This window comes from Vreelandella nigrificans, assembly GCF_002374315.1.
Taxonomy (GTDB): Bacteria; Pseudomonadota; Gammaproteobacteria; order Pseudomonadales; family Halomonadaceae; genus Vreelandella; species Vreelandella nigrificans.
This window is the reverse complement of sequence record NZ_NWUX01000011.1, coordinates 23841-47588: the sequence shown is the minus strand read 5'-3', so window position 1 is coordinate 47588 and position 23748 is coordinate 23841. Positions and strand designations below refer to the sequence as shown.

20 protein-coding genes are annotated in these 23748 nt (G+C 53.3%); 8 read left to right on the top strand and 12 right to left on the bottom strand.

Going from position 1 to position 23748, the window contains the following annotated elements; genetic code table 11:
• Nucleotides 1-85: 85 nt before the first annotated feature.
• Both CPA45_RS12950 and tmpT read left to right on the top strand, forming a co-directional pair.
• Nucleotides 86-721: a TIGR04211 family SH3 domain-containing protein gene (locus CPA45_RS12950; protein WP_096652025.1), complete on the top strand. Its 636-nt coding sequence runs from the start codon at nucleotides 86-88 to the stop codon at nucleotides 719-721.
• Between the two features lie 16 nt (nucleotides 722-737).
• Nucleotides 738-1370 carry a thiopurine S-methyltransferase gene (tmpT, locus tag CPA45_RS12945; RefSeq protein WP_096652023.1) on the top strand — a complete coding sequence of 211 codons (633 nt, stop codon included), beginning with the start codon at nucleotides 738-740 and terminating at the stop codon, nucleotides 1368-1370.
• A 46-nt stretch (nucleotides 1371-1416) separates the two neighbouring features.
• Here tmpT and CPA45_RS12940 read toward each other — a convergent pair whose 3' ends face one another.
• Together CPA45_RS12940 and CPA45_RS12935 are read right to left on the bottom strand one after the other, a co-directional pair.
• Nucleotides 1417-2010 (bottom strand): YajG family lipoprotein, encoded by a 594-nt coding sequence (locus CPA45_RS12940; protein ID WP_096652021.1) that lies wholly within the window; start codon nucleotides 2008-2010, stop codon nucleotides 1417-1419.
• An 83-nt stretch (nucleotides 2011-2093) separates the two neighbouring features.
• Nucleotides 2094-2993: a DMT family transporter gene (locus CPA45_RS12935; protein ID WP_096652019.1), complete on the bottom strand. Its 900-nt coding sequence runs from the start codon at nucleotides 2991-2993 to the stop codon at nucleotides 2094-2096.
• A gap of 264 nt (nucleotides 2994-3257) precedes the next feature.
• Between CPA45_RS12935 and CPA45_RS12930 the strand changes: the two genes are divergently transcribed.
• Nucleotides 3258-3875 carry an alpha-ketoglutarate-dependent dioxygenase AlkB family protein gene (locus tag CPA45_RS12930; RefSeq protein ID WP_096652017.1) on the top strand — a complete coding sequence of 206 codons (618 nt, stop codon included), beginning with the start codon at nucleotides 3258-3260 and terminating at the stop codon, nucleotides 3873-3875.
• Nucleotides 3876-3981: 106 nt separating this feature from the next.
• Here CPA45_RS12930 and CPA45_RS12925 read toward each other — a convergent pair whose 3' ends face one another.
• From CPA45_RS12925 to cysP, 4 genes are read right to left on the bottom strand one after another with little or no spacing between them, the layout of a single operon-like run.
• A complete protein-coding gene (locus tag CPA45_RS12925; protein WP_096652015.1) occupies nucleotides 3982-5076 on the bottom strand; it encodes a sulfate/molybdate ABC transporter ATP-binding protein in 1095 nt (364 codons plus the stop codon).
• On the bottom strand, nucleotides 5073-5900 hold the full coding sequence (gene cysW / locus CPA45_RS12920; protein ID WP_096652013.1) for a sulfate ABC transporter permease subunit CysW: 828 nt from the start codon (nucleotides 5898-5900) through the stop codon (nucleotides 5073-5075). The genes CPA45_RS12925 and cysW overlap by 4 nt, the downstream gene beginning before the upstream one ends.
• Entirely contained in the window at nucleotides 5900-6754 is an 855-nt protein-coding gene (cysT, locus tag CPA45_RS12915; protein ID WP_096652011.1) for a sulfate ABC transporter permease subunit CysT, read from the bottom strand. Before cysT ends, cysW begins: the two co-directional genes overlap by 1 nt.
• Before the next feature lie 9 nt (nucleotides 6755-6763).
• Nucleotides 6764-7801: a thiosulfate ABC transporter substrate-binding protein CysP gene (cysP, locus tag CPA45_RS12910; RefSeq protein WP_096652009.1), complete on the bottom strand. Its 1038-nt coding sequence runs from the start codon at nucleotides 7799-7801 to the stop codon at nucleotides 6764-6766.
• 265 nt (nucleotides 7802-8066) lie between these two features.
• Between cysP and rpe the strand changes: the two genes are divergently transcribed.
• Nucleotides 8067-8768, top strand: coding sequence for a ribulose-phosphate 3-epimerase (gene rpe, locus CPA45_RS12905; protein ID WP_096652007.1), 702 nt, complete (start codon nucleotides 8067-8069; stop codon nucleotides 8766-8768).
• A 61-nt stretch (nucleotides 8769-8829) separates the two neighbouring features.
• Here rpe and CPA45_RS12900 read toward each other — a convergent pair whose 3' ends face one another.
• The gene (locus CPA45_RS12900) at nucleotides 8830-10128 is read right to left on the bottom strand and encodes an NAD(P)/FAD-dependent oxidoreductase (RefSeq protein ID WP_096652005.1); all 1299 of its coding nucleotides are present in this window, start codon (nucleotides 10126-10128) and stop codon (nucleotides 8830-8832) included.
• A 166-nt stretch (nucleotides 10129-10294) separates the two neighbouring features.
• On the opposite strand from CPA45_RS12900, the gene CPA45_RS12895 reads away from it, so the two are divergent.
• Entirely contained in the window at nucleotides 10295-10963 is a 669-nt protein-coding gene (locus CPA45_RS12895; RefSeq protein WP_096652196.1) for a phosphoglycolate phosphatase, read from the top strand.
• 8 nt (nucleotides 10964-10971) lie between these two features.
• Here CPA45_RS12895 and CPA45_RS12890 read toward each other — a convergent pair whose 3' ends face one another.
• The 3 genes from CPA45_RS12890 to CPA45_RS12880 all read right to left on the bottom strand — a co-directional run bounded on the left by CPA45_RS12890 (nucleotide 10972) and on the right by CPA45_RS12880 (nucleotide 16554).
• Nucleotides 10972-11886 (bottom strand): metal ABC transporter substrate-binding protein, encoded by a 915-nt coding sequence (locus CPA45_RS12890; protein ID WP_096652004.1) that lies wholly within the window; start codon nucleotides 11884-11886, stop codon nucleotides 10972-10974.
• 506 nt (nucleotides 11887-12392) lie between these two features.
• Nucleotides 12393-15473 carry an efflux RND transporter permease subunit gene (locus tag CPA45_RS12885; protein WP_096652002.1) on the bottom strand — a complete coding sequence of 1027 codons (3081 nt, stop codon included), beginning with the start codon at nucleotides 15471-15473 and terminating at the stop codon, nucleotides 12393-12395.
• Nucleotides 15457-16554 carry an efflux RND transporter periplasmic adaptor subunit gene (locus tag CPA45_RS12880; RefSeq protein ID WP_096652000.1) on the bottom strand — a complete coding sequence of 366 codons (1098 nt, stop codon included), beginning with the start codon at nucleotides 16552-16554 and terminating at the stop codon, nucleotides 15457-15459. The genes CPA45_RS12885 and CPA45_RS12880 overlap by 17 nt, the downstream gene beginning before the upstream one ends.
• 291 nt (nucleotides 16555-16845) lie before the next feature.
• Between CPA45_RS12880 and CPA45_RS12875 the strand changes: the two genes are divergently transcribed.
• A complete protein-coding gene (locus CPA45_RS12875; protein ID WP_078087001.1) occupies nucleotides 16846-17820 on the top strand; it encodes a malate dehydrogenase in 975 nt (324 codons plus the stop codon).
• A 1259-nt stretch (nucleotides 17821-19079) separates the two neighbouring features.
• On the opposite strand, the gene CPA45_RS12870 is transcribed toward CPA45_RS12875, so the two are convergent.
• Nucleotides 19080-19736 (bottom strand): histidinol-phosphatase, encoded by a 657-nt coding sequence (locus CPA45_RS12870; protein WP_096651998.1) that lies wholly within the window; start codon nucleotides 19734-19736, stop codon nucleotides 19080-19082.
• 162 nt (nucleotides 19737-19898) lie between these two features.
• Between CPA45_RS12870 and CPA45_RS12865 the strand changes: the two genes are divergently transcribed.
• Both CPA45_RS12865 and ptsP read left to right on the top strand, forming a co-directional pair.
• Nucleotides 19899-20393 (top strand): RNA pyrophosphohydrolase, encoded by a 495-nt coding sequence (locus CPA45_RS12865; RefSeq protein WP_009096477.1) that lies wholly within the window; start codon nucleotides 19899-19901, stop codon nucleotides 20391-20393.
• An 84-nt stretch (nucleotides 20394-20477) separates the two neighbouring features.
• On the top strand, nucleotides 20478-22739 hold the full coding sequence (gene ptsP, locus CPA45_RS12860) for a phosphoenolpyruvate--protein phosphotransferase (RefSeq protein ID WP_096652193.1): 2262 nt from the start codon (nucleotides 20478-20480) through the stop codon (nucleotides 22737-22739).
• Between the two features lie 68 nt (nucleotides 22740-22807).
• Here ptsP and CPA45_RS12855 read toward each other — a convergent pair whose 3' ends face one another.
• On the bottom strand, nucleotides 22808-23614 hold the full coding sequence (locus tag CPA45_RS12855; protein ID WP_096651996.1) for an NRDE family protein: 807 nt from the start codon (nucleotides 23612-23614) through the stop codon (nucleotides 22808-22810).
• Between the last annotated feature and the right edge of the window lie 134 nt (nucleotides 23615-23748).

Below are 23748 nucleotides of genomic sequence, written 5' to 3'. Positions count from 1 at the left end.
CGCCTAAGACAAGCGCAATGCTATAAGCGATACGTGCGGGTGGCTTCGTCGGCCAACGCACGTTTTATGATCAGGACATGACGTCATGCCAGTAGAGAAATTTCGTTCGAGTTGTTATGCAGCCGCCGTTGGCGTGTTGTTAAGTGTTAGCGGCACTGCTGCGTTTGCCCAGTCTGATAGCCAGGCTTGGGTAAGCGACGAATTGAGCACCTATGTACGCAGCGGTCCCACGGATGGGTATCGTATTGTGGGAACGCTCAATGCCGGTGAGCAGGTTGAAGTGCTTGAAACCAGCGGTAACTACACTCGTGTGCGCAGTAACAATGGCGATACGGTGTGGGTATTAAGCGGCGAGTTGCAGCAAACGCCCAGTGCGCGTGAGCAGTTGCCGGTACTTGAATCCCAGGTCGGTGAACTCACCGAAGAGTTAGAGGGAATTAATGATACCTGGGAGCAGCGCGTTAGCTCCATGCGGGAAACCTTGGAAATCCGCGAGCAGCGCATTACCGAGCTAGAAGCGCGCAACCGCGAGCTAGACAGTGAGGCGGAGCAGTCTCGCCAACAAGTGCGTGCACTACAAGCGCGCTTGGATACCCAGGAAGAAGACCTGCTAATGCGCTACTTTATGTATGGTGGTGGCGTGGCTGGCGCAGGCTTACTGCTGGGGCTGATTGTCCCGCACTTACCGCGCCGTCGTAAAAAGCGTGACCGTTGGTTCTAAGCGAGGGGGTATAGTAATGAAAAACCCCTGGCGGCAGCGCTGGAAAGAGGGGCGTATCGGCTTTCACTTGCATGAAACGCATCCTGCGCTGGTCCGCTATTGGCCTGCGCTCGGGGTTGGGCCTGGGGCCAAGGTGCTGGTGCCGCTATGTGGCAAAAGCCTGGATATGCGCTGGTTGGCTGAACAGGGGCACCCAGTGTTGGGCATTGAACTCGCGCCGGAAGCGATAGAGCAGTTCTTTGCCCAGCGTAGCGCCGGTGTTGCCCGTTATCCCCAGGCAGGGTTTGATGTGTCGCGTCAGGGCAATGTAGAGCTGTGGTGCGGCGATTTTTTTCATTTACATATTCAGCAGGCAGCGGAGGTCGGGGCATTTTATGACCGTGCTTCGCTAATCGCGCTGCCACCAGCAACCCGTGAGCGCTACGCCTTTCATTTAGCCCAGCTAGTACCACCCGGGGCTCAAGGCCTATTAATCAGCTTAACCCACGATGATCAGGAGGCAGGGCCGCCGTTCAGTGTATCGGGCCAGGAAATTGAACGCTTGATGACACCTAATTTTCGTCTTGAACTGCTTGAAAATGGAGAGGCGGACGATCGGGGGCGTTGTGAAAGTGTGTGGGCATTAAAGCGGCGTGGCCCGCTCGTTTAAGAGAGCCACGCCTGATATAGCAGCTTATACTCTTCTAGCGACTCTTCTAGCGGGCGAGTAGGCGGCCAAGTTCTGGATCACTGAATGCACGGTTGAGCCCATCGCTTAACAGGTCGTTCAGCATGCGGGTGTTGGCGTCTTCGCCGGGCTTGATCGCATAGCCTTGGGTACGCCGTGAGGTGTAAGTTCCCGTATAGGTAGAGCCTTTGTTCTGGGCAATTGCCCGGAACACCCCTTCAATGCGTGCTTCATCTACCAGCGGTTGTCCACTATCTCCACGACCATAATGGAGGCTGGCCAACTCAAGCTTCAAGGAAGGACGCCCCTGAGCGGCTTCACGAGTTGGGTTAAAGCCCATGTCGCGAACGGCTCGCTCGGTTTCTGCCTGCAAGCGCGGAATGAGCTCATGGCTATTTACGGTAATTTGAGCGGTCGACATATTACCACCCGATCGAGTGCCAATCACTTCACTGTCTCTGGCGTCTGCCACAATGACCGTAACCTGCTGCCCAGAGCCGGTTTGCGGTACGCTAGCGCTTCGCTGGGGGCTAAGCTGAAGATACTGAGGGCTTGCACAACCAACCAACATAACGCTGGCTAGCAGCGCGCCAGAAAAGCGTAAAAAATGACGCCGACGCATTGGTTTTCCTCCGCTATTCTAAAACGCCAGTATAGCGCGAGTGCTGCGTTGACGGTATGTAACGTCATCAATGCTTGAATACACTATGCTATTTTTTGTGTTTGGGAGTCGGGGCTAACAATTAACCAAACTGAAAGTAAAACGATGAGAGACCCAAGCAAAAAGCCGCTGGAAATCGTTTCGTCGAGCACTAAAAAACCCCATAACACAGCGAAAGGGGGCACGAGAAAAGTAACGGTCAGAGAGCGTAACGGACCGATGTCTGCGATTAATCTAAAATAAAGGAGATAAGCCAGAGAGGTGCATACAAAACCAAGTGCCAGCAGGCTAAGCCAAATGTCACCTTGGAACCAGTCGATGTTGGGGCCGGTTGCAATCGTCCACACTAAGAAGGGTGTCAGAAATATAGTCGCGCCTAATTGACTGCCAAATGCAACCAGCGTTGAATCTAGCCCTCCCTGCTGAGTTATCCAGCGCCTTGTTAAAAAACTGGCAAAACCATAGCCAATAGTGGCTACCATGCAGGCGATAACGCCAATGAATATATTGCCTGCTACATTTGAGTCACCCACAGTAGTAATGACGGCAATGCCAATAATACCGAGCATTATACCTAGCCATTTTCTAATGGATAAAGTCTCACTAAAGACAAAAAAGCCAATCATGGCACCCATTAAAGGCGTTGTGGCATTTAAAATGGCGGAGTAGCCAGAAGGTAACAGTGTGGCGGCTATTCCGTACATAAGAAATGGAATGCCTGAGTTAATAGTGCCAAGAATTAAAATCTTACCTAATTTCCCCCTGAACTCTAGGCTTTTTTGTATAGAAAAGATAAGTATAGTCAGCCCGGTGAGACCAAAAAAAACTCTAAAAAATGCTGTGTTAACTGCTCCGATTTCCGGTGACGTAATCCGCATAAAAAGAAAGCTTGCTCCCCAGATAGCGGCTAAAGAGAGTAGTCGCATATAGTCTATTGTTCTCATTGCCGTGCCTCTCCTTCTGGGGCAACCATTCGTAATAGCCAGGTAATTGGCTGCGTTTAACTGCTTTTCTTGCTGATGCTCAATGACAGTGAGTATTACCTGCTGACACGGTCGAAAAAACCCGTTTCTTGCTCACTTGTCGTTTTGGGTTTTAAGTTTGTAGATTTGATACGCTAAGATTGTATTGCCGCTGATCTCCTTGCGAGAATCGGGTTCAAAGAGGCATTGAGGACAGGGTGCAAGGGGCAAAAAGGGTGCTAACGCATGATGCATAATGATCTTTTTGAAAATAAAGATTTAAAATTGATTAATCTACTTCCACAAGAGGGTGAGGTCTATTATTGCGGCAACATTCTAGACACTGTTACGGCTGATCTGTATCTGGCCCAATGTATAGATAGCTTAAACTGGGAGAGTGATCGCGCTTTTATTTATGGGAAAGAAATTATCACCAAAAGAAAGGTGGCATGGTATGCGGATAAGCCTGTTCCCTATAAGTATTCCGGTCATACAAAAGTGGCTTTAATATGGCCTGATTTCTTGCAGGAGATTAAACAGCGGGTAGAGCATAGCAGCGGAGAGTTATTCAACTCGTGCCTGTGTAATTTTTATAGCTCAGGCGACGAGGGCATGAGTTGGCACAGTGATGGCGAGAAGGAGTTGATTGACAATGGGGCTATTGGGGCGTTGACCTTAGGTGGCGAAAGAAGATTTTCGTTTAAACATAAAAAGTCCGGTGAACGTGTATCGCTGAATCTAGCTCACGGTAGTTTGTTAATCATGAAAAGCACGACTCAGAAAAATTGGTTACACAGTCTTCCTAAAACCAAGAAAAACGTAGGGCCTAGGGTTAGCCTGACCTTTAGGCAAATGCGTATGTGAGTCAACCAAAATCAATATCAAGGCTTAGCCGCCCCACTAGGAGGCAGCTATGTTTCTACTGAGTCGCTATGTTCTACCGAGCCGCTACGTTTCTACTGAAAAGATATTAAGCGACGTGTGTTTGTTCAGACGGCTGAGGAGACGTGTCTTTAAACCGATGCCACTGGCGTGGGTGGGCAAACAAGCGCTGGCCACGGCGCATCTCTAAGCGCTCAAAATCCGCATGGCGCACGGTTGCTAGCCATGGTTTCGCCAGCCAGTCGGCTTCCAGCTCAACGCGTACCTCCGCACCCACCGGTGAAATAGCGGTAATGGTGACTGGTAAGTGGCTTTCAGCGCTGGGTTGCTCGGTTAGGCGGACTTCGTGAGGTCGTAGCAGCAGCTCTTCATCGCCGTCGGGTAGCTCAACGTTCAAGTGGGCATCACCGCAGGTGAGTACGCCGTTTTGAACACGCCCCTCCAGATGATTCACATCGCCTAAAAACTCAAACACAAAGCGGTTTTTCGGCGAGCGGTAGAGCTTGTCGGGTGTGTCGATCTGCTCAATACGACCATTGCTCATCACCACGACACGGTCGGATAGCTCCAACGCCTCTTCTTGGTCGTGGGTGACAAACACGCTAGTGAAGTTCAGTTCTTCATGTAGTCGGCGCAACCAGCGGCGCAGGTCCTGGCGCACTTTGGCATCAAGTGCGCCAAATGGCTCATCAAGTAGCAGTACATCAGGCTTAACGGCCAGGGCGCGGGCAAGCGATACACGCTGCTGCTGGCCGCCAGAGAGCTGGGCTGGCAAACGGTTTGCTAAGTGCTGCAGCTGCACCATTTCCAGTAGCCTAAATACTCGTGCACGAATCTCGCCGCTTGAAGGGCGATGTTTTTTAGCCATAACGGTGAGGCCAAACGCGACGTTATCGTACACGCTCATATGACGAAACAGCGCGTAGTGCTGGAAAACAAAGCCAATACGACGGTCGCGCACGTGAACATTGGTCACGTCACGGTCGCCAAAGATAATTTTACCCGGCGTAGGCGAGCGATCAGCGCTCTCAAGCCCCGCAATAATGCGCAGCAGGGTGGTTTTGCCTGAGCCAGAAGGGCCTAGCAAACCGACAAGTTCGCCTTCCTGGATATCTAGATTGATTGGTTCAAGCGCCTGGGTATTACCGAAGTGCTTGGCAATACGCTCTAAACGAATACTCATAACAAAGCCTCCCGACGCGACGCGCGCCATTCCAGGCCTGCCTTGGCCGCAAGGGTTAACAGAGCAATTAGGGCCAGTAGTGAAGCGCTGGCAAAGGCGCCCACGGCGTTATAGTCCTGGTAGAGCTGCTCTAAATGCAGCGGTAACGTATTGGTTCGCCCGCGAATAGCACCTGAGACCACCGATACCGCACCAAATTCACCCACTGCCCGGGCATTGGTAAGGATAATGCCGTACAGCAAAGCCCAACGGATGTTGGGAAGGGTGATCCTGCGAAAGATAGTCCAGCCGGAAGCACCCAGCGTCACAGCCGCTTCTTCTTCACGGGAGCCTTGGGCCTGCATTAACGGAATCAGTTCCCGCGCCACAAACGGGCAGGTAACAAAAATCGTCACCATTAAAATGCCGGGCCAGGCGAACATTAGCTGGATATCATGAGTATCTAGCCAGCCGCCAATCCAGCCATTACGACCATAGAGCAGTAGGTAGATAAGCCCTGCTACCACGGGTGAAACGGCAAACGGAATATCAATCAGCGTTTGTAGAATACGCCGCCCAGGGAAGCTAAAACGGGTAACCAGCCATGCCAGCGCAACGCCAAATACCAAACAAATGGGGATCGTCAGCAGGGCAATAATGAGGGTGAGGCCGATCGCATGTAAGGTAAACGTATTGCTCACATTAGCCCAAAATACTGCCATGCCCTGGGAAAACGCCTGAGCGAAAATAGCGACTAGTGGTAGCAGCAAAAATAGCGCTGATAGCAAAAGCGCAGCGCCAATCAATAAACGCCGCACCGAGGGCGCGTCACCAATTCTACGCATTACCCCTTACCTCCGTGCAAGCGGCGCACAAATCGGCCTTGCCAAATATTGATTGCCAACAGCAGAGCAAGCGACACAAATAGCACCACGGATGCAATGGCCGAGGCTGCTGCGTAGTCGTACTCCTGCAGTTTGACGAAAATCATCAATGCAGTAATTTCAGTCTCGTAGGGCATATTGCCAGCGATAAAAATAATCGCCCCGAACTCGCCCAGCGAGCGTACAAAGGCAAGCCCGGTACCGGTGACTAGCGCAGGCCACAGGTGCGGCATGATGACCCGGCGAAACGCTACACCATCCGTTGCCCCAAGCGACATTGCCGCTTCATCTACCTCGGCAGGTAAATCTTCGAGTACTGGCTGTACCGTACGCACTACAAAGGGAATGCTGGTAAACGCCATGGCCAGTGCAATACCTACCCAGGTATAGGCTACTTGAAAGCCTAGGGGTTCCAGTATACTGCCCATCCAACCGTTGCTCGCATAAAGCGTGGCAAGCGTAATACCTGCAACTGCAGTAGGCAGCGCGAAGGGCAAATCCATTAAGGCATCCAGCAGACGCTTGCCTGGAAACTCATAGCGTACCAACACCCAGGCTAGCAGTAAGCCGAATACCCCATTGACCAGGGCGGCAACTGCCGCAGCGCCGATAGTAACCATGTAACTGGCCACAACACGGCCTTCGGTAATAATGGCCCAGTACTCGGCAAGGCTAAGCCCAGCCAACTGGCCAAACAGGCCGGTAATTGGCAGTAATAGTACCAGCGAGATGAACAGCACGCTGATACCCATTGAAAGGCCAAAGCCCGGCAGCACGCGAGTGCTGCCGGGCCGCCATAATGCTAATTGGCGCATGATGTTCCGTTAACGACGCTGCAGTTGATCAAGTAGGGCGCCACCTGCAAAGTGGGCCTCCATGGCTTCTTCCCAACTACCGAACACATCTTCCACTTCAAACAGCTCGGTTTCTGGGAACTGGTCGGCAAACTCTGCGACCACGGTCTCGTTGTGCACGCGGTAGTTAAATCCTGCCAACAGACGCTGGGCCTCTTCACTGTAGAGATACTCAAGGTAGCTCTGGGCCAGGTCACTATTGCCATTACGTTCAGCGTTGGGGCCAACCACCGCCACCGGGAACTCGGCCAGAATGCTGACCGGCGGCACGATCACTTCGTAGTCATCACTGCCATACTCGCTGCGAATATTGTTCACTTCCGATTCAAAGCTGATCAGTACATCGCCAATGCCGCGCTCGATAAAGCTTGTGGTGGCACCACGGCCGCCAGTATCAAATACTGCTACATTGCGCAGGAAGGTGCGCATAAAGTCTTGGATTTGCTCTTCGTCACCGTCGAACTCGTTCTCAGCAAAGCCCCAGGCAGCTAAGTAGGTATAGCGGCCGTTACCGGAGGTTTTAGGGTTAGGGAAGACCATGCGAACGTCTTCCTTCACCAAATCATCCCAGCTTTCGATGCCCTTGGGGTTATCTTTGCGCACCAAAAACGCGGTAGTAGAGTAATAAGGGGAGGCATTATTCTCAAAGGCCTCCTGCCAATCTTCAGCCACTAAACCGGCATCAGCAAGTACTTGAACGTCGGTAACCTGGTTGAAGGTCACAACGTCAGCGCGTAAGCCTTGCAGAATCGCGCGCGCCTGTGCGGAAGAGCCACCGTGGGACTGGTTGATACCAATCTCTTCGCCGTGCTCTTCTTGCCACCAAGCTTGAAACTCAGGGTTGATAGCGCTGAAGAGTTCACGGGCGATATCGTAAGAGGAGTTCAGTAACTCCCGCTCTTGGGCAGCCGCCGTACTGGATACTGCAGCACTCGCTACCGCTGCGCCAAGGGCAATAGTTAGCAGGCTACGGCGGAAGTGAGTACGTGAAAAAGTTGGCAGAGACATGGCTGATTCCTTAAATTCTGGGGCGACTTTATCGCAATGGCACTAAGGTTATACCTGTAATTGTGGAATTACAATTGTGTTTTATATTCTTTTTGGGAATATAAGTGTGCTGCTACGTTCGCCTATGCGGGGACAGCATGACGGGCTTGGCAAATGATGATAGGGCTTGGCAAATGATAATAGGGCTTGGCGAGTGATGATGGGGCTTCGTGGATGGCTCTGGTAAGATATGCGCTTACTACCCCAGCTAACCAAGGAACGCATTATGTCCGCTGCGCACGACTTTCTGATAGCCCCTTCGATTCTCTCCGCTAATTTTGCGCGGCTTGGTGAGGAGGTCGATAATGTGTTGGCTGCCGGTGCTGATATTGTTCACTTCGATGTTATGGACAACCACTATGTGCCCAACCTGACCATTGGCCCTATGGTGTGTAAAGCGCTGCGCCAGCACGGCGTTACTGCACCTATTGATGTGCACCTGATGGTGAAGCCGGTTGACCGTATGATCAGCGACTTTATTGAGGCAGGGGCGGATTATATTACCTTTCACCCAGAGGCTTCTGAGCATATTGACCGTTCGCTACAGCTAATCCGCGATGGTGGCTGTAAAGCGGGGCTGGTGTTTAACCCAGCAACCCCGCTTGCGTACCTGGATTACGTTATGGACAAGATCGATATGGTCTTGCTGATGAGCGTTAACCCTGGCTTTGGTGGCCAGTCGTTTATCCCTGGAACGCTGGATAAACTGCGTGAAGCGCGGGCACGCATTGATGCCTCTGGCCGTCCGATCCGGTTAGAGATTGATGGCGGTGTAAAGGTAGACAACATTGCTGATATCGCTGCTGCAGGGGCTGACACCTTTGTCGCTGGCTCGGCGATTTTCAATGCCCACCAATCCAAAGACCCCCATGGTTACGACAGCGTTATTCAGCAACTGCGTAACGAACTGGTCAAGGTGAAGCGCTAAACCAGCAGTTCATACCAGCAATTCAAACCCGCAATTCAAACCAACAGGCCAAAGCAGCTTGTTAGTGCAGCTTCATGCGGGGTTTTAGGTAGCGGTTTAGCTTATCGACTAGCCATGTCAGCCCCGTTTTAGGCGCGCCATGAATAGACAGCTGATGCATACGATAAAGCGATGCGTAGCACTGGCGCGCCAGCCAGCCTTCTAAAAATAGCCCGCGGGAAGCGGAGCTACGCATTAAGTTACCTACTGCGTCATAGCGAGCGAGCGACACCAGTGAGCCGTGGTCGCGGTAGGTAAACTCTATTAGCGGCTTACTATTTAGTATGTTGACCAGGTTTTTAGCCAACAATTTGGCCTGTTGATGGGCCGCCTGGGCGCGGGGCGGTACAGTGCTCTCTTCCCCCTGGGGGCAGCTGGCGCAATCACCCATGGCGAAAATATGCGGATCATCCACGCTCTGAAGCGTTTGAGTCACCTTGATTTGGTTCTTGTTATTCGCTGTTAAACCAAGTTCAGCCAGGAAGGGCGGTGCCTTTATACCCGCAGCCCATACGTTTAGGTCGGTTTTAATAATCTCCCCATCACCCGTCACTAATTGGTACTTTTGGGCCTGCTGAATAGAGGTGTTTACGTGTACGGATACCCCCATGTTGTCTAACTCCTGCTGAACGGTTTGGCTAATTCGCTCAGAAAGGGCGGGCAGTAAGCGTGGGGCAGCTTCGATCAAATGGACGCTGATAGTTTGGTGATCAAGGGCGGTAACACCGTAGGCGTTAAGCAGGCGCGAGGCGTCTAACAGCTCTGCAGAAAGCTCTACACCAGTGGCGCCACCGCCGACAATACCAATAGTTAATTGAGTATGCTGGCGTAGCTTGGGGTCGGTATAGCGCAAAAAAGTGTTAATCATATCGCGCTGGAACGCCTTAGCCTGCTGGGGCGAGTCGATAAAGTGGCAGTGTTCAGCGACGCCCTCGGTGCCAAAATCGTTTGAAACGCTACCAAGGGCCAGCACCAGGTAGTCGTAGTGCAGCTCCCTGGCAGGAAGAACTTCCTCACCATCCTCGGTCAGTATCGGAGCGAGATGAATGACTTTCTGTTCTCGGTCCAGGCCGTTCAGTGAGCCGCGTTGGTAGCGATAGTGATGGGTTGAGGAGTGACCACGATAGTCCACCTCATCCATGCTGGAATTAAGGACTCCAGTGGCAAGTTCGTGCAGCAACGGCTTCCATACGTGAGTAGCATTACGGTCTAGTAATACGACTTCAGCACGCTTTTTTTTGCCTAGCGTGCGCCCAAGGCGTGTAGCAAGTGCAAGCCCTCCCGCACCGCCGCCCACAATTACAATTCGTGGTATAGCCATAACGCTCCCCTTGCTTAAGATAATCACAGCATAGAGCTTTCTAGCTTGTCGATGCTAGTCCGCTGATTCTAGTTTGCCGGATGAAATGCCCTAGGTAAGATAGCAAAAGTAATAGTGATTACCTTGGATATTAAGCGCCGCAATGGCCAAACGGGAGAGCAGCAGCGTGCATACCATTTTGCAGGGAAAGCGGTTAGTTGCGTTTGATTTAGATGGCACCTTAATTGATTCTGTGCCGGATTTGACGGTAGCCGTGCAAAAAGCCCTGAGGGAAGTGGGACTCTCTGCGCCCAGTGAAGCTAATGTGCGCGATTGGGTGGGTAATGGCGCACCAGTGCTGGTAGAAAGAGCGCTTAACTGGGCGCTGGAGCAGGTGCCGGATCAAGTTTTACAGGCTAGAGCCTATGATGCTTTTATGCGCCACTATGACGCGGCGCCCAATGCACTTACTCAGCTTTATCCTGGGGTGCGGAAGACGCTTAATGCCTTGCATGCGGCGGGATACATACTGGTATTAATCACCAATAAGCCGGAACGCTTTATTGCCCCGATTTTAAGCCACTTCGAGCTACTGTCGCAGTTCACTCTTTGCCTAGGTGGCGACTCATTAGCTGAGAAGAAGCCCAGCCCGCTGCCGTTGCTGCACGCTGCAGGTCAGTTAGATATAGCGCCTTCAGCAAGCGTGATGGTGGGTGACTCCCGCCACGATATAGCAGCGGGAAAAGCCGCAGGTTTTACCACCGTGGCGGTGCCCTATGGTTATAACCATGGCGAACCAATAGAGCAGAGCCAGCCGGATTTGTTAATTAGCTCACTGTCAGCGTTGATGGAGTGAGCCTGGGGCTACTCTGCCCGTGCTCCGCCAAGGCCTTCATGCAACTGCTCCACGTTGTGGCGCAGCATTGCGGGGTAATTATAGGCAGGGCCGTCTGTGGCACTCAGGGTATCCACATACAGTGGGCCTTTAAGGGGCACGCCGACCTCACGGGCAAGGGCATCCATGTGAATAAAGGGAACGGTGCTTTCATAAAATAGCGCCTGTGGGCGATTGTCAACCAGCCGCTGGCTCATTGATTCCATGGCCTGAGCACTGCCTAGCGTTTCATGATTTAGCCCCCAGATGGACGCCTCTTCAAAGTCATAAGCGCGGGCAAAATAGCTCATCCCAGCTTCACTGGTAAAGAGCAGGCGATTGGTTTGGGGAATGCCCTCTAGGCGCTCTGATAGCTGTTGGTCCAGCAGCGTTAAATCTTCGATTGCACCAGTTGCTCGCGCATTAAATGCTGCTGCGTGTTCGGGGTAGTGTTCGCTTAGGGTTTTGGCAATGACCTCCACGTAAGCAGCTGCTCCTTTAGGGTCCATCCACATATGGGGGTTTGGGTTACCTTTGTACTGACCGGTTAAAATTGGTAAAGGCTTATAGTCGGCATTTTCTGCAAGGGCGGTTAGAGTGAGGCTGTCATGGGCCATCGCTTCTACGTGGCGCATCCAGGGCTCTAAACCATGCCCGTTAAAAAAAACAATATCGGCCTCCTCAATGGCCAATACATTGGGGGGCGTTAATTCCCAGCGATGGACATCCTCCCCGGCCGGAACAACGGTCTTAATGCTGATGTTGTTGCCAGCTACCCGCTTAACTAAATCTTCAATCACTGTGAATGATGCGATGATCTTTAGTGAGGTATTACCAAATACCTGTGTGGTATATGCGGTTGTTACTAATAAGAGCGTGATAACCCAAGGTGCTCGCTTATCCATGTCGCGCTCCTAACCTAGTAAAAAGACGCCAGATAATAAAGATTACCCCGGCTTGTTGCTAGTAACATCGTGCTAGGGATTGTGAATGCCTTATCGCAAACCATGTTGCAGCGTCAACAGACCCTAGTATGTGTGGCAACTTATTGTATTGCATAAGGCTAACGCTGCAGTTTCGCTAACGTGGGTTAACCTCTAATGTAGTTAAATAACAATATGACTAGCACAGTGGCAGCCCGTTGCAATGGGTTTTTGCGATGGTTTTACTGCAATGGCCTCACTACGATAATTTTACTGCTATAGCTTAGCCTTTTTGCCCAGTAAAGTGCTTGCTAGCATAGTACTTGCTCACAACATAGCACTTACTGACACAGCACTTACTGACACAGCACTTGCTAGCACAGCACTAACTAACAGTGCTTGTGAATTATTCTTAAGTAGCCCTTTTGTCTTACATAGCCCTTGTTGGATAGCATGCATAGGTGAAGCCAGGCGCTAGGGAGAGTAGGCTAGCGTCTCCCGAGCACCAGCATACACGGCGTTAGCAATAGGGTAAGGCCAGTCGCGAAGGTCAGGCCCCCTGCGATGGCGCTCGACATCTGTGTCCACCACTGGGCAGAAGGGGCGTTAAAGCCCAAGGCTGGCGCAAATAGGTTTACGTTGATCCCTAGCACCATGGGCATCAAGCCCAGCACCGTGGTAATCGCCGTAAGCAGTACCGGACGTAGGCGCAAGCAGCCCGCCTCAAGTGCTGCTTCTGTAGGGGGCATTCCGGCACGGCGCATCTCGTTGTAAGTATCAATTAACACAATATTGTTGTTTACCACGATACCTGCCAAGGCGATAACACCCATGCCCACCATCACAATGCCAAAGGCTTGCCCGGTAATCAGCAGACCCATTAGTACCCCAGCGGTTGAAAATACAATGGCAGAAAGCACCAATGCCGCCTGGTAATAGCTATTGAACTGAGTGACCAAAATAAGCGCCATCAGCCCGATAGCGACCAAGAACGCACTAATCAAAAACTGCATGGCTTCTTGCTGGTCTTCCTGCTCGCCTGCCACATTAATCATTAGCCCATCAGGCAGCCGATTGTTACCTGCCGCCAACAATGCCCGTAAACGCTCATCGGCTAGGTAGCCTGGGGCTAAATCGGCCTCAATGGTAATCGCTCGCCGCCCATCAATTCGGTTCAACGTGCCTACTTTAGGTGCTGGGGTAAGCGTCACGAAGTGGGAAATAGGCACTTGGCCGCGCTGGGTGTTAATGGTTAATCGCTCAAGCTGATCCAGCGTTCGCCAGTGCTCGGGCAAACGGACACGAATATCCACCTCATCGTTTACTGTCGGTGGGCGGTAGCTGGCAACCTGTAGTCCCGTGGTGAGCAGCTGCACCGCACTACCGATGGTTGTGATATCGGTACCCATGCGGGCAGCCGCTTCGCGATCAACGTTCACCTGCCACTCCACCCCAGGCAGACTACGGTTATCCTGAATGTTGGTAAAGCCGCCTAGCTCACGCATTAACGTGCTGATTTGGTCAACGCCTGCGTTGGCTATGTCAGGGTCGGTGGCGCTGACTTCCAGCACTATCGGCTTGCCGCCACCAGGGCCCATATCCTGCTCTTGGAACTCCAGGATGATGCCGGGAATATCCTGGGTACGCTCAGCCATATCGGCCAGAATTGCACGGGCTGGCCTTCGTTGGTGCCAGTCCACAAACTGGAACTGCAGCATACCGATTACATCGTTGCCCAATTGTTGATTGGGCACGGCAAAGGAGCGGGCATAAAGGGCTTCAACTTCACTCATTTCACCCAGGCGGTGCTCTACCCGTTGCAGGATCGCATCGGTTTCCATGGCCGAGAAATCGCCCCTAGCGCGCACTAATACCTGGGCGCTGTCCGGCTCCACGTTAGGAAAGAAGTCAACGCCATGATTAAAACGGGCATAGCCGGTATAGAGTAGGCCGATCAACAGTAGGGCGAACAGCAGCACCCAGCCAGGGTGGCGTAGCAGCCGTGCTAACAAACTACGGTAGTGGCGCCCCAACGCTGTGCTTTCGGGGAGGCTTACGGACCCATCAGCAGCGGCAGCCCCGTCCTCCGCAGCGGGTTTTGTCGGACGGGTTACCAGCCGCCCCAGGGTGGGGAGAAAGATCAGAGCCATAGCCAGCGAGGCTAGCAGGCATAAAATCACCGTGGCGGGTAGGTACTTCATAAACTGCCCCACCACGCCGGGCCAAAACAGCAAGGGCATAAATACTGCCAGGGTGGTAGCCGTGGACGCAATGACAGGCCAGCTCATGCGTGATGCTGCATTTAGCCATGCCTGGTGAGGCGATTGCCCCTCATGCAAGTGGCGGTCAGCCAGCTCACTGACCACAATGGCGCCATCCACCAACATGCCTGCTACCAGAATGAGGGCAAACAGCACCACAATGTTGAGCGTAAAACCAAATGCCCACACCAGTAGAATGCCGGTTAAAAATGCCCCAGGGATTGTTAAACCAACCAGTAATGCCATGCGCCAACCCATCACGGCCACAATCACGATAAGCACCAACACCACGGCAGTGAGTACGTTGTTCAACAGCTCAGAGAGCATGCTTTGAACCGTCACTGACTCATCCATAATGGTGGTAATACTTAGCTGCTCTGGCAGCAGGCTACCGGCTTGATGAAAGCGCTCCCGCACCGCTTCAATAGTGGCGATAATATTGGCACCGGCCCGCTTGGAAATTTCCAACACTACGGCTGGCTGCCCATCAATGCGGGCAAAGCCTTCCGGGTCTTTATAGGTAGGGTGAATCCATGCCACCTCGCCAAAGGTAACCACTTGGTCGCCTTCAACCTTTACCGGCATCTGCATGACGTCTTCAAGGGATTCAATGATGCCCGGTACTTTGAGCGCTAAACGCCCAGCGCCTGTGTCCAGGCTGCCAGCGGCAACGAGCCGATTATTGCGTGATATTTGGTTGAACAGCGTATCAAAATCAACCCCGTAGCTCTCCAGCACTAGTGGGTCGACGACGATCTCCAAAAGATCTTCACGCTCCCCGGCGATATCCACTTCCAGCACATTGGCGATGCCCTCGATTTCTTCTTTCAAACGCCGTGCAATCGCCATGCGCTCGCGGGTATCCAGGTCGCCGGATAGGCCGATACTGAGCACCGGAAACTCTGAAACGTTAACTTCCATAACGCGCGGCTCATCGGCTTCGTCCGGTAAGCTGCTGCGGGCGATATCAACCCGCTCGCGTACATCAGAAAGCGCTGTGTCCGGGTCAAACCCAGGGTCAAACTCAAGCGTCACCGAGCCATGCCCTTCGCTGGACTGCGCGGTCAATTTACGTAGCCCCTCGATGCCCCGTAGCTCCTGCTCCATAGGGCGGATTAGCAGCCGCTCACCATCTTCGGGGCTGACGCCCTCCAGTGACAGTGAGACGTAAATAAGAGGGATTGTGACGTCGGGGTTCGCTTCCTTGGGAATTGTTTGCCAAGCGGCGATGCCTGCTAACAGCAGTCCTGCCAGTAAGAGCAGTGTGGTGCGCGTGTGGGTAAGCGCCGCATTAATTAATTGGCGCATTACCACCTTCCTGTTCAGCTGCGGGTACTGGTGTGACAGTCTCGCCAGGAGCGACTAAACCAGCACCTAGGGTAATCAGCTGAAGCGGATCCGGCAGGCCTGTTACGTAGGCGCGTTCGGTATCTGTGCTGACAAGCTCAACAGCGGTTTGAGCAACCCGGTTTTCATCTGCCACATGCTTAACGGCCAGTTGGCCTTGATCGTTAAGGCTAAGCAGTGCAGGGGAAAGAGTGTGGACCTGACGTGGTGGCAGGGTAATAGTGAACTCTGCGCTGCCCCCTGCCAGACGCTGCCGGTCGGGGTTATCCAGTGTCACCTCAATATAAAATGTGCGAGTCGCTTCCTCTGCGCGGCTACTGATATGTGTTATCTCTCCGCTCACCGAATTGCCGTTTAACAACCGAGCGGTGACCGGTAGCCCAATACTTAGTTCGCCTATTTGCTGCTGAGATACCCAAGCGGTACCGGTTAAACGGCGGTCATCAATTAAGCGTCCCCATTCGTCACCGGGTTGCAGCAAGTCGCCTAACTCAACTTGCACCCGGTCAAGCACGCCTGCAAAAGGCGCGGTAGGGCGAGTATCGTTTAGCTGTTTCTCTAGCTGAGCCACTTGGGCAGCACTTGCGCTTAGAGAACTCTGTAAGCGCAGTAGCTCTGGCTGTGAAATTAGCTCCCGGCGGCGTAGGTTCTGTGCCCCAGCAAACTCTGCTTCTGCTACAGCCAATTCATCCCTTGCCTGTTTCAGTCGCTCGGGCAGAGCTTCGCTATCCAGTACTAGCAGGGTGTCGCCTTGGGCCACTACAGCCCCCTGAACGATAGGCTTTTGTGCCACAAACCCAGCTACATTGGCGCGTAAGGTGATTTCACGCTCAGCGGTTAATTGACCTTGAATAATCTGCTGAGGAACATAAAGCGCGCTTTGCTGGATCTTTACCTCGACCCGTGGGAGAGCCTCGCTTTCAGCGTTATTCGTCTCGGGTGGGGCAGTTTGAAAATGCTGAAAATCGCCCAAGGCAAGCCACATCACTAGCGCCAATACCAGCAGGCTAGCGAGGGCATAAGAGAAAGGAATTCGTCGCATGAGGGAGCTATATCCGTATAAGCCAAAAAGCAGTATTAACAGTCTTAATAACAGTAATAGGTGAACTCTTACTCTAATCTTACGCAGCAGCGCTGAAGGCAGGGTAGAATTGCCTGCCACACAATAGCGCAACCAGAGCTTGTCGGCGAGTACCAAGCGTCAGCGCGAATGGGTAGTAGTCTCATGTCTGATTGAGTTTTTGCACGTCTGGGCATACCATCTTGGCGTCTTGAGTTCTATCGACCACCCTCAGGTGAGCCTCTATATTAGGCAAACCATCAAGGAGCAATGATGAAAGATCCAGTACGTATTGCGATTACCGGCGGTGCCGGCCAAATCAGCTACTCTCTTATTTTCCGCATCGCCGCTGGTGACATGCTGGGGCCGGATCAGCCTGTCATTCTCCAGCTTCTGGAAATTCCCCAAGCGATGGACGCCCTGAACGGCGTGGTGATGGAAGTCAATGACTGTGCCTTCCCGCTGGTACAAGACGTTGTGGCTACCGATGACCCCAACGTAGCGTTCAAAGACGCCGACTTCGCTCTGCTGGTGGGTGCACGTCCGCGTGGCCCAGGTATGGAGCGTAAAGATCTGCTGGAAGCCAACGCAGCAATCTTCTCTGTACAGGGTAAAGCGCTGAACGATCACGCAAGCCGTGACGTGAAAGTACTGGTAGTAGGTAACCCGGCTAACACCAACGCGCTGATTGCTTCTTGCAATGCGCCGGACCTGGATGCTGGTCAGTTCACTGCTATGACTCGTCTGGACCACAACCGTGCATTGACGCAGCTGGCGCAGAAAACTGGCAAGCACGTCACCGATGTTGAAAACATGATTATCTGGGGCAACCACAGTGCCACTCAGTACCCGGATCTGGCCCAGTGCAAAGTAGACGGCAAAGCGGCTTTCGATCTGGTTGAGCGCGACTGGTACGAAAACGACTTCATCCCCACCGTACAGCAGCGCGGCGCAGCAATCATCAAAGCACGCGGCGCATCTTCTGCGGCGTCTGCAGCCTCTTCGGCCATCGACCACGTGCGTGATTGGGCGCTGGGTTGCGACGGCATCGTCAGCATGGCGATTCCGTCTGATGGCAGCTACGGCATTGAAGAAGGCATCATCTACTCCTACCCGGTTCGCTGCCAGGGTGGTAAATATGAAATCGTTCAAGGCTTCGAACTGGACGAGTTCAGCAAAGAGAAAATGCAAGCTACTGAGAAAGAACTGCGTGAAGAGCGCGCTGCAGTTGAGCACCTGCTCGGCTAAGCGCGTCTGCTAGCGTTCTTTTAGTAACGCTCAGTAAATGCAAAAACCCGCAAGCCACGCTTGCGGGTTTTTTGTTGGCGTAATCGCGAATACAGCTTGCAGACACACACGTGTAGCGCGGGTAAGCCTAAGGCGCACCCGCGAAAGCATCGCGAAGCGGTGCCAGGGTTGGCGAATGCCTTTGTTTGCTAAATCATGCGGTAGGTGCCGCCGCTCGCGGGTGCCTCATATCGTTCGTCCCTCACGAGATTCGTTACCCGCGCTACAGTGATGCAATAGTTTGAACCTAAAGGGCTTGTAGCGCGGGTAAGCCTACGGCGCACCCGCGAAAGCATCGCGAAGCGGTGCTGGGGTTGGTGAATGGCCTTGGTGGGCCAAATCAGGCGGTAGGTGCCACCGCCCGCGGGTGCCTCATATCGTTCGTCCCTCACGAGATTCGTTACCCGCGCTACAGTGATGCACTAGTTTGAACCTAAAGGGCTTGTAGCGCGGGTAAGCCTACGGCGCACCCGCGAAAGCATCGCGAAGCGGTGCAAGGGTTGGTGAATAACCTTGGTGTGCTAAATCATGCGGTAGGTGCCGCCGCTCGCGGGTGCCTCATACCGCTCGTTCCTCACGAGATTCGTTACCCGCGCTACAGTCTGCAATAGTTTGAACCTAAAGGGCTTGTAGCGCGGGTAAGCCTACGGCGCACCCGCGACCAAGCAGCGGTGCCAGGGTTGGCGAATGCCTTTGTTTGCTAAATCATGCGGTAGGTGCCACCGCTCGCGGGTGCCTCATATCGTTCGTTCCTCACGAGATTCGTTACCCGCGCTACAGTGATGCAATGGTTTGAGTCTAAAGGACTTGTAGCGCGGGTAAGCCTACGGCGCACCCGCGACCAAGCAGCGGTGCAAGGGGTGGTGAATAAACTTTGTACCGCCAAATCATGCGGTAGGTGCCGCCGCTCGCGGGTGCCTCATATCGCTCGCCCCTCACGAGATTCGTTACCCGCGCTACAGTATGCAATAGTTTGAATCTAGAGGATTTGTAGCGCGGGTAAGCCTAAGGCGCACCCGCGAAAGCATCGCGAAGCGGTGCTGGGGTTGGTGAATGGCCTTGGTGTGCTAAATCAGGCGGTAGGTGCCACCGCTCGCGGGTGCCTCATATCGTTCGTTCCTCACGAGATTCGTTACCCGCGCTACAGTAATGTAATGGTTTGAATCTAGGGGATTTGTAGCGCGGGTAAGCCTACGGCGCACCCGCGGGAGAGCTCGATATCAATCTCGTAAGCTCATAATCCGCCAATTACGTTCTTCGGAAATTTGGCGGAGAGTGTCGTCGGGGTCGACGGCAACCGGGTGCTCTACCTGCTCAAGCAGCGGCAGGTCATTGTGGGAGTCGCTGTAGAACCAAGCGCCATCCATGGTGAGTTCCTGATTCTCAAGCCACTGCTTTAAACGGGTGACTTTTCCTTCACGGTAGCTAGGTACGCCTGAAACGCGTCCGGTATAGCGGCCGTCAAGTATTTCAGGCTCAACGGCAATTAAATCGTCTACACCCAAGCGCTCCGCAATTGGTGCGGTGATAAAGCGGTTGGTTGCGGTAATAATCAGCAGTGTATCGCCTTTGGTGCGGTGACGAGCCAGCAGCTCTTCTGCCTTAGGTAAAATGTTGGGCTCAATCTTGCTAGCCATAAACTGCTGGTGCCAGGCAGTAAGCTGTTCCGGTGTATTATCTGCCAGCGGCTTTAATGCCACTTCCAGAAACGCTGCCATATCCAAGGTGCCCGCGTTGTAGTCGGCCATAAAGCGTTCGTTGGCTTCGCGATAAGCAATAGGATCAACGGCTCCCTGTTCGAGTAAAAACTCCCCCCAGGCGTGATCGCTGTCGATGGATAGCAGCGTATTATCCAAATCGAAAATGGCCAGACTCACGGCGCTCCCCTTATGTTAGTGTTGGTCGTTGATAGCGAGACACAAAGCGGCGGATTATCGCAGAGTCGCCCTGGTTTAACCACTTAGCGTTATATTGTATTGATACGCTTGTCTCCCTTGTGGAAAAATGGGCATAACTGAAAATTTATGAAGGTGATGTCCGTGATCGACGCTGACGGCTTTCGCCCCAATGTTGGCATTATTATTGCCAATAGCCAGGGGCAGCTGCTTTGGGCGCGTCGTGTAGGACAAAATGCGTGGCAATTCCCCCAGGGAGGCATTAAAGCAAGTGAGACTCCACAACAAGCGCTTTTTCGTGAACTTCACGAAGAGATCGGTCTAACCGCCGACGATGTTGATATTGTTGCCTGCACCCGGGGCTGGCTGCGCTACCGTCTTCCACGACGCATGATTCGTACCCACTCGCGACCGGTCTGTATTGGTCAGAAGCAAAAGTGGTTTTTACTTAAGATTCGCTGTCAAGAGAACCGAATCTGCATGACGGCCACACCCAAACCAGAGTTTGATGGCTGGCGTTGGGTAAGCTACTGGTACCCTTTGGGGCAAGTAGTGCCGTTTAAAAGAGAGGTATATCGGCGCGCGCTGCGAGAGCTTTCTCCACGTGTACAGCGTCTAGCACAAGATAACGAAGGATAATGCGTGCTTTGCTGCCCCAGTTGGGTTGCAGAGCCAGCCGGGAACCCCTCAGCGAGGCAAATAATAGTGAACAGTAAAACCCCCATGCTTGAGGTGCTACGCCGCGTTATTCAGGAAGTGAATGGTGCGCGCAACCTCGACGCCGCGCTGTCAACCATGGTACGTCGTATACGCAAAGCCATGCAGACCGACGTGTGCTCTTTCTATTTGTACGACAAAGAGCTCGAGTCGCTGGTGCTAATGGAAACCATCGGCTTGCGTACCCAGGCGGTAGGTCGGGTAGTTCTGCCGCTAGGGGAGGGGCTTGTGGGGCTTGTGGCCAAGCGTAGTGAGCCTCTCAATTTAGAAAACGCTCAGGCCCACCCGCAGTTTCGTTATTTTGAAGCCACCGGCGAAGAGCGTTACTCAAGTTTCTTGGGAGTACCGATTATCCACCAGCGGTTAATGCTGGGGGTTTTGGTTGTACAACAGGCGGAAAAGCGTCAGTACGACGATGAAGATGAAGCTTTCCTGGTTACCATGGCAGCCCAGTTGGCGGGCGTGCTGGCTCACGCGCTTGCCACCGGCAACCTGACCCGTCCTGCGTTACCGGGTGGTCAGGCGATGTTTAAAGGTGTAGCAGCATCTCCCGGTATGGCGATGGGTGAGGCGGTGGTGATTTCTCCGCCCGCTGACCTCAATAGCGTGCCAGACCTAATACCTAGCGATCAGGAGTATGAGATTGAGCGCCTGAAAGAAGCCATCGGCAAAACGCGTAGCGAAATTCGCGCAGCAGCCGAACGCTTGGCGAGCCGTATTTCTGCTCAGGAACTCGCGCTCTTTGATGTTTATCAACAAATGCTTGGCGAAGCGGCACTCTCGGAAGAGGTGGAAAAACGTATCCGCGAAGGTCAGTGGGCGCCAGGGGCGCTGGCCGATGTAGTACGCCGCCACGTGCAGTACTTAGAGCGGGTTGACGATGACTACCTGCGTGAGCGAGCGGCGGATATTCGCGATCTTGGTCGCCGTGTATTGGCGCATTTGCAGGAAGACACTCCCTCAACACCAGAGACCTATCCCGATAACGCCATTTTAGTCGGTGACGAAATCAGTGTGGCGATGCTGGGTGAAGTGCCGAGAGATAAGCTCAAAGGCTTAGTATCGGTACGTGGTTCGAGCACCTCCCATGTGGCGATTGTTGCCCGAGCCATGGGCATACCCACCGTGCTTGGAATGGTAGACTTACCACTGCCTCGCTTAAATGGCGCTCCCGTGGTGCTGGATGGCCACCGGGGCCGCCTGTTTGTGCGCCCAGCTGCCGAGTTAAAAGCCCGCTACGCCAGTTTAATCGCCGAGGAAGAAGCCCTCAGCGAAGTGCTGGAGCATGAGCAAGACCTGCCCAGTGAAACACCGGATGGTCACGCCATGCCGCTAATGGTGAACACTGGCTTAGCGGTAGATGCCAGCGCGCTGCTTAAAAGCCGTATTGGTGGTGTAGGGCTTTATCGTACTGAAGTGCCGTTTATGATTACAGAGCGCTTCCCGGGCGAAAAAGAGCAAATGCGCATGTACCGCGAACAGCTTGAAGGCTTTGCGCCGCTGCCGGTGGTTATGCGCACCCTGGATATTGGTGGCGATAAAGACTTACCGTATTTCCCCATTGAAGAAGCCAACCCCTTCTTGGGCTGGCGCGGCATGCGGGTGACTCTTGATCACCCCGAAGTATTGATGGTGCAACTGCGTGCCATGCTTAAAGCCTCCCACGCCCTAAATAACCTCCACGTGCTCTTCCCGATGATTACCAATGTGGATGAGGTAGACGAGGCGCTTCGGCTGTTGGACCGCGCAATTGTGGAGCTGGGCGAGGAGGGTATTGTCGTCAGAAGGCCCCAAGTAGGCGTAATGATTGAAGTGCCTGCAACGATTTACCAGATGGATGCACTGGCCAAGCGGGTTGATTTCTTTTCGGTAGGTAGCAACGATTTAACCCAATACCTGTTGGCGGTAGATCGCAACAACCCGCGTGTCTCTAGCCTTTATGATGCGCTGCACCCAGCGTTGCTTGGCGCCTTGCAAGAGCTATCCCAGGATGCCAAGCGGCTCAATAAGCCGGTTTCGTTGTGTGGAGAGCTGGCCGGGGATCCTGCTGGCGCGCTGCTATTAATGGCCATGGGGTTCACCAGTCTTTCCATGAATGCCCCCAGCTTGCCCAAAGTGCGGGCGGCAATTCGTCGGGTAAGCTTCACGGATGCACAGGCACTGCTCCAGGAGATTATGCAGCTGGATACCCCCTCCCAAGTGCATACGCACTTAAATGCACGCATGGATGAGTGGCAGCTCTCGCACCTGCTGCCACCAAGAGACTAACCATAAGAGAGGGTCATAAGAGAAAGCCATAAGAGAAGGTTATAGGGGCAAGTCATGAGGGCCTGCGTTTAAACGTTACCTGATTTTGAAAGCGTCGTTGAAAGCATTGTAGAGAATGTTGTTGAGAGCATGGTTTCTCCCTCAAAACGACCGAGCGGCCCAAAGCGCTGTTCGGTTATCTCCACATCCCCCTGTTGGTTAAGTGTTAGCCAACTGGTAGCGCGGGTTCCATACTGTTCGCCGATAATAAAAGCTGCGGAGAGCTGGCGCTCAAGCGCCAGGCCCACGCCTGTATCGGGTAGGTGGGCGTCGGCGGCCTGTGACGGATTATGCAGAGCATTTTGAGTAGCGCTGCGCCAGTTATCAGGGCTGCTATGGGCTAAGGCATGCTTTACGGCGGTTAATTTCGGCCAGGGAGTGTTGAGTGTTGCGTTGGAAAGGCCGTGTACGCCTTTTGCTACTTCAGTCAGTGCAACGCCACTATATCCCCTGTGTAAGTGCCATAAGTGGTCTTGAGTCGCGACCAACAAGTTAAAACCAGCGTAGCGTTCAGCTTCTGTCTTGGCTAATGTCATTAGCCAAGCTTCAATATCGTCACTCTGTAGAGCACTAGCAACTAGCTCACCTCGACTGGGTGCGTTTACTGGAGTAGCAAGCCGAGGGTCGCGCACATTGGTTAACGCTGCTACCTGCCCCTTCTGGTTGGCCGCTAACCAAGTGCCCCCTGCTTCTAAGTCCCGTCCACCTATCAGCCCTGTAGGTTCATGCCAGGCCATGAGAGGAGCAGTCGGGCGTGCGTGAAACTCATCACGGTTAGCCGCTAAGCGGAGAGGTTGAGCGCTGCCTGGGTTCCAGGCAAAGGTGATCAGACACATCGCGAATTCTTTTAACCCCTAAGTTCAGGCAAGGAAGATACTACCCTCTGAAAGGGTGGCATGACAGCGTTGCAGTGTAGACGTACACTAACGTTACTTTAGGGTGTTTGACCACAGATGCTTGCCCGGAACCC

Excerpts from the sequence above, each read along its gene's own strand:
- CPA45_RS12940 (WP_096652021.1), bottom strand. The coding sequence starts at position 2,010 with ATGCGTCGGCGTCATTTTTTACGCTTTTCTGGCGCGCTGCTAGCCAGC.
- CPA45_RS12875 (WP_078087001.1), top strand. The coding sequence starts at position 16,846 with ATGAAAGATCCAGTACGTATTGCGATTACCGGCGGTGCCGGCCAAATC.
- CPA45_RS12925 (WP_096652015.1), bottom strand. The coding sequence starts at position 5,076 with ATGAGTATTCGTTTAGAGCGTATTGCCAAGCACTTCGGTAATACCCAG.
- cysP (WP_096652009.1), bottom strand. The coding sequence starts at position 7,801 with ATGTCTCTGCCAACTTTTTCACGTACTCACTTCCGCCGTAGCCTGCTA.
- cysT (WP_096652011.1), bottom strand. The coding sequence starts at position 6,754 with ATGCGCCAATTAGCATTATGGCGGCCCGGCAGCACTCGCGTGCTGCCG.
- CPA45_RS12855 (WP_096651996.1), bottom strand. The coding sequence starts at position 23,614 with ATGTGTCTGATCACCTTTGCCTGGAACCCAGGCAGCGCTCAACCTCTC.
- CPA45_RS12880 (WP_096652000.1), bottom strand. The coding sequence starts at position 16,554 with ATGCGACGAATTCCTTTCTCTTATGCCCTCGCTAGCCTGCTGGTATTG.
- CPA45_RS12885 (WP_096652002.1), bottom strand. The coding sequence starts at position 15,473 with ATGCGCCAATTAATTAATGCGGCGCTTACCCACACGCGCACCACACTG.
- tmpT (WP_096652023.1), top strand. The coding sequence starts at position 738 with ATGAAAAACCCCTGGCGGCAGCGCTGGAAAGAGGGGCGTATCGGCTTT.
- rpe (WP_096652007.1), top strand. The coding sequence starts at position 8,067 with ATGTCCGCTGCGCACGACTTTCTGATAGCCCCTTCGATTCTCTCCGCT.
- cysW (WP_096652013.1), bottom strand. The coding sequence starts at position 5,900 with ATGCGTAGAATTGGTGACGCGCCCTCGGTGCGGCGTTTATTGATTGGC.
- CPA45_RS12950 (WP_096652025.1), top strand. The coding sequence starts at position 86 with ATGCCAGTAGAGAAATTTCGTTCGAGTTGTTATGCAGCCGCCGTTGGC.
- CPA45_RS12900 (WP_096652005.1), bottom strand. The coding sequence starts at position 10,128 with ATGGCTATACCACGAATTGTAATTGTGGGCGGCGGTGCGGGAGGGCTT.
- ptsP (WP_096652193.1), top strand. The coding sequence starts at position 20,478 with ATGCTTGAGGTGCTACGCCGCGTTATTCAGGAAGTGAATGGTGCGCGC.
- CPA45_RS12930 (WP_096652017.1), top strand. The coding sequence starts at position 3,258 with ATGATGCATAATGATCTTTTTGAAAATAAAGATTTAAAATTGATTAAT.
- CPA45_RS12935 (WP_096652019.1), bottom strand. The coding sequence starts at position 2,993 with ATGAGAACAATAGACTATATGCGACTACTCTCTTTAGCCGCTATCTGG.
- CPA45_RS12890 (WP_096652004.1), bottom strand. The coding sequence starts at position 11,886 with ATGGATAAGCGAGCACCTTGGGTTATCACGCTCTTATTAGTAACAACC.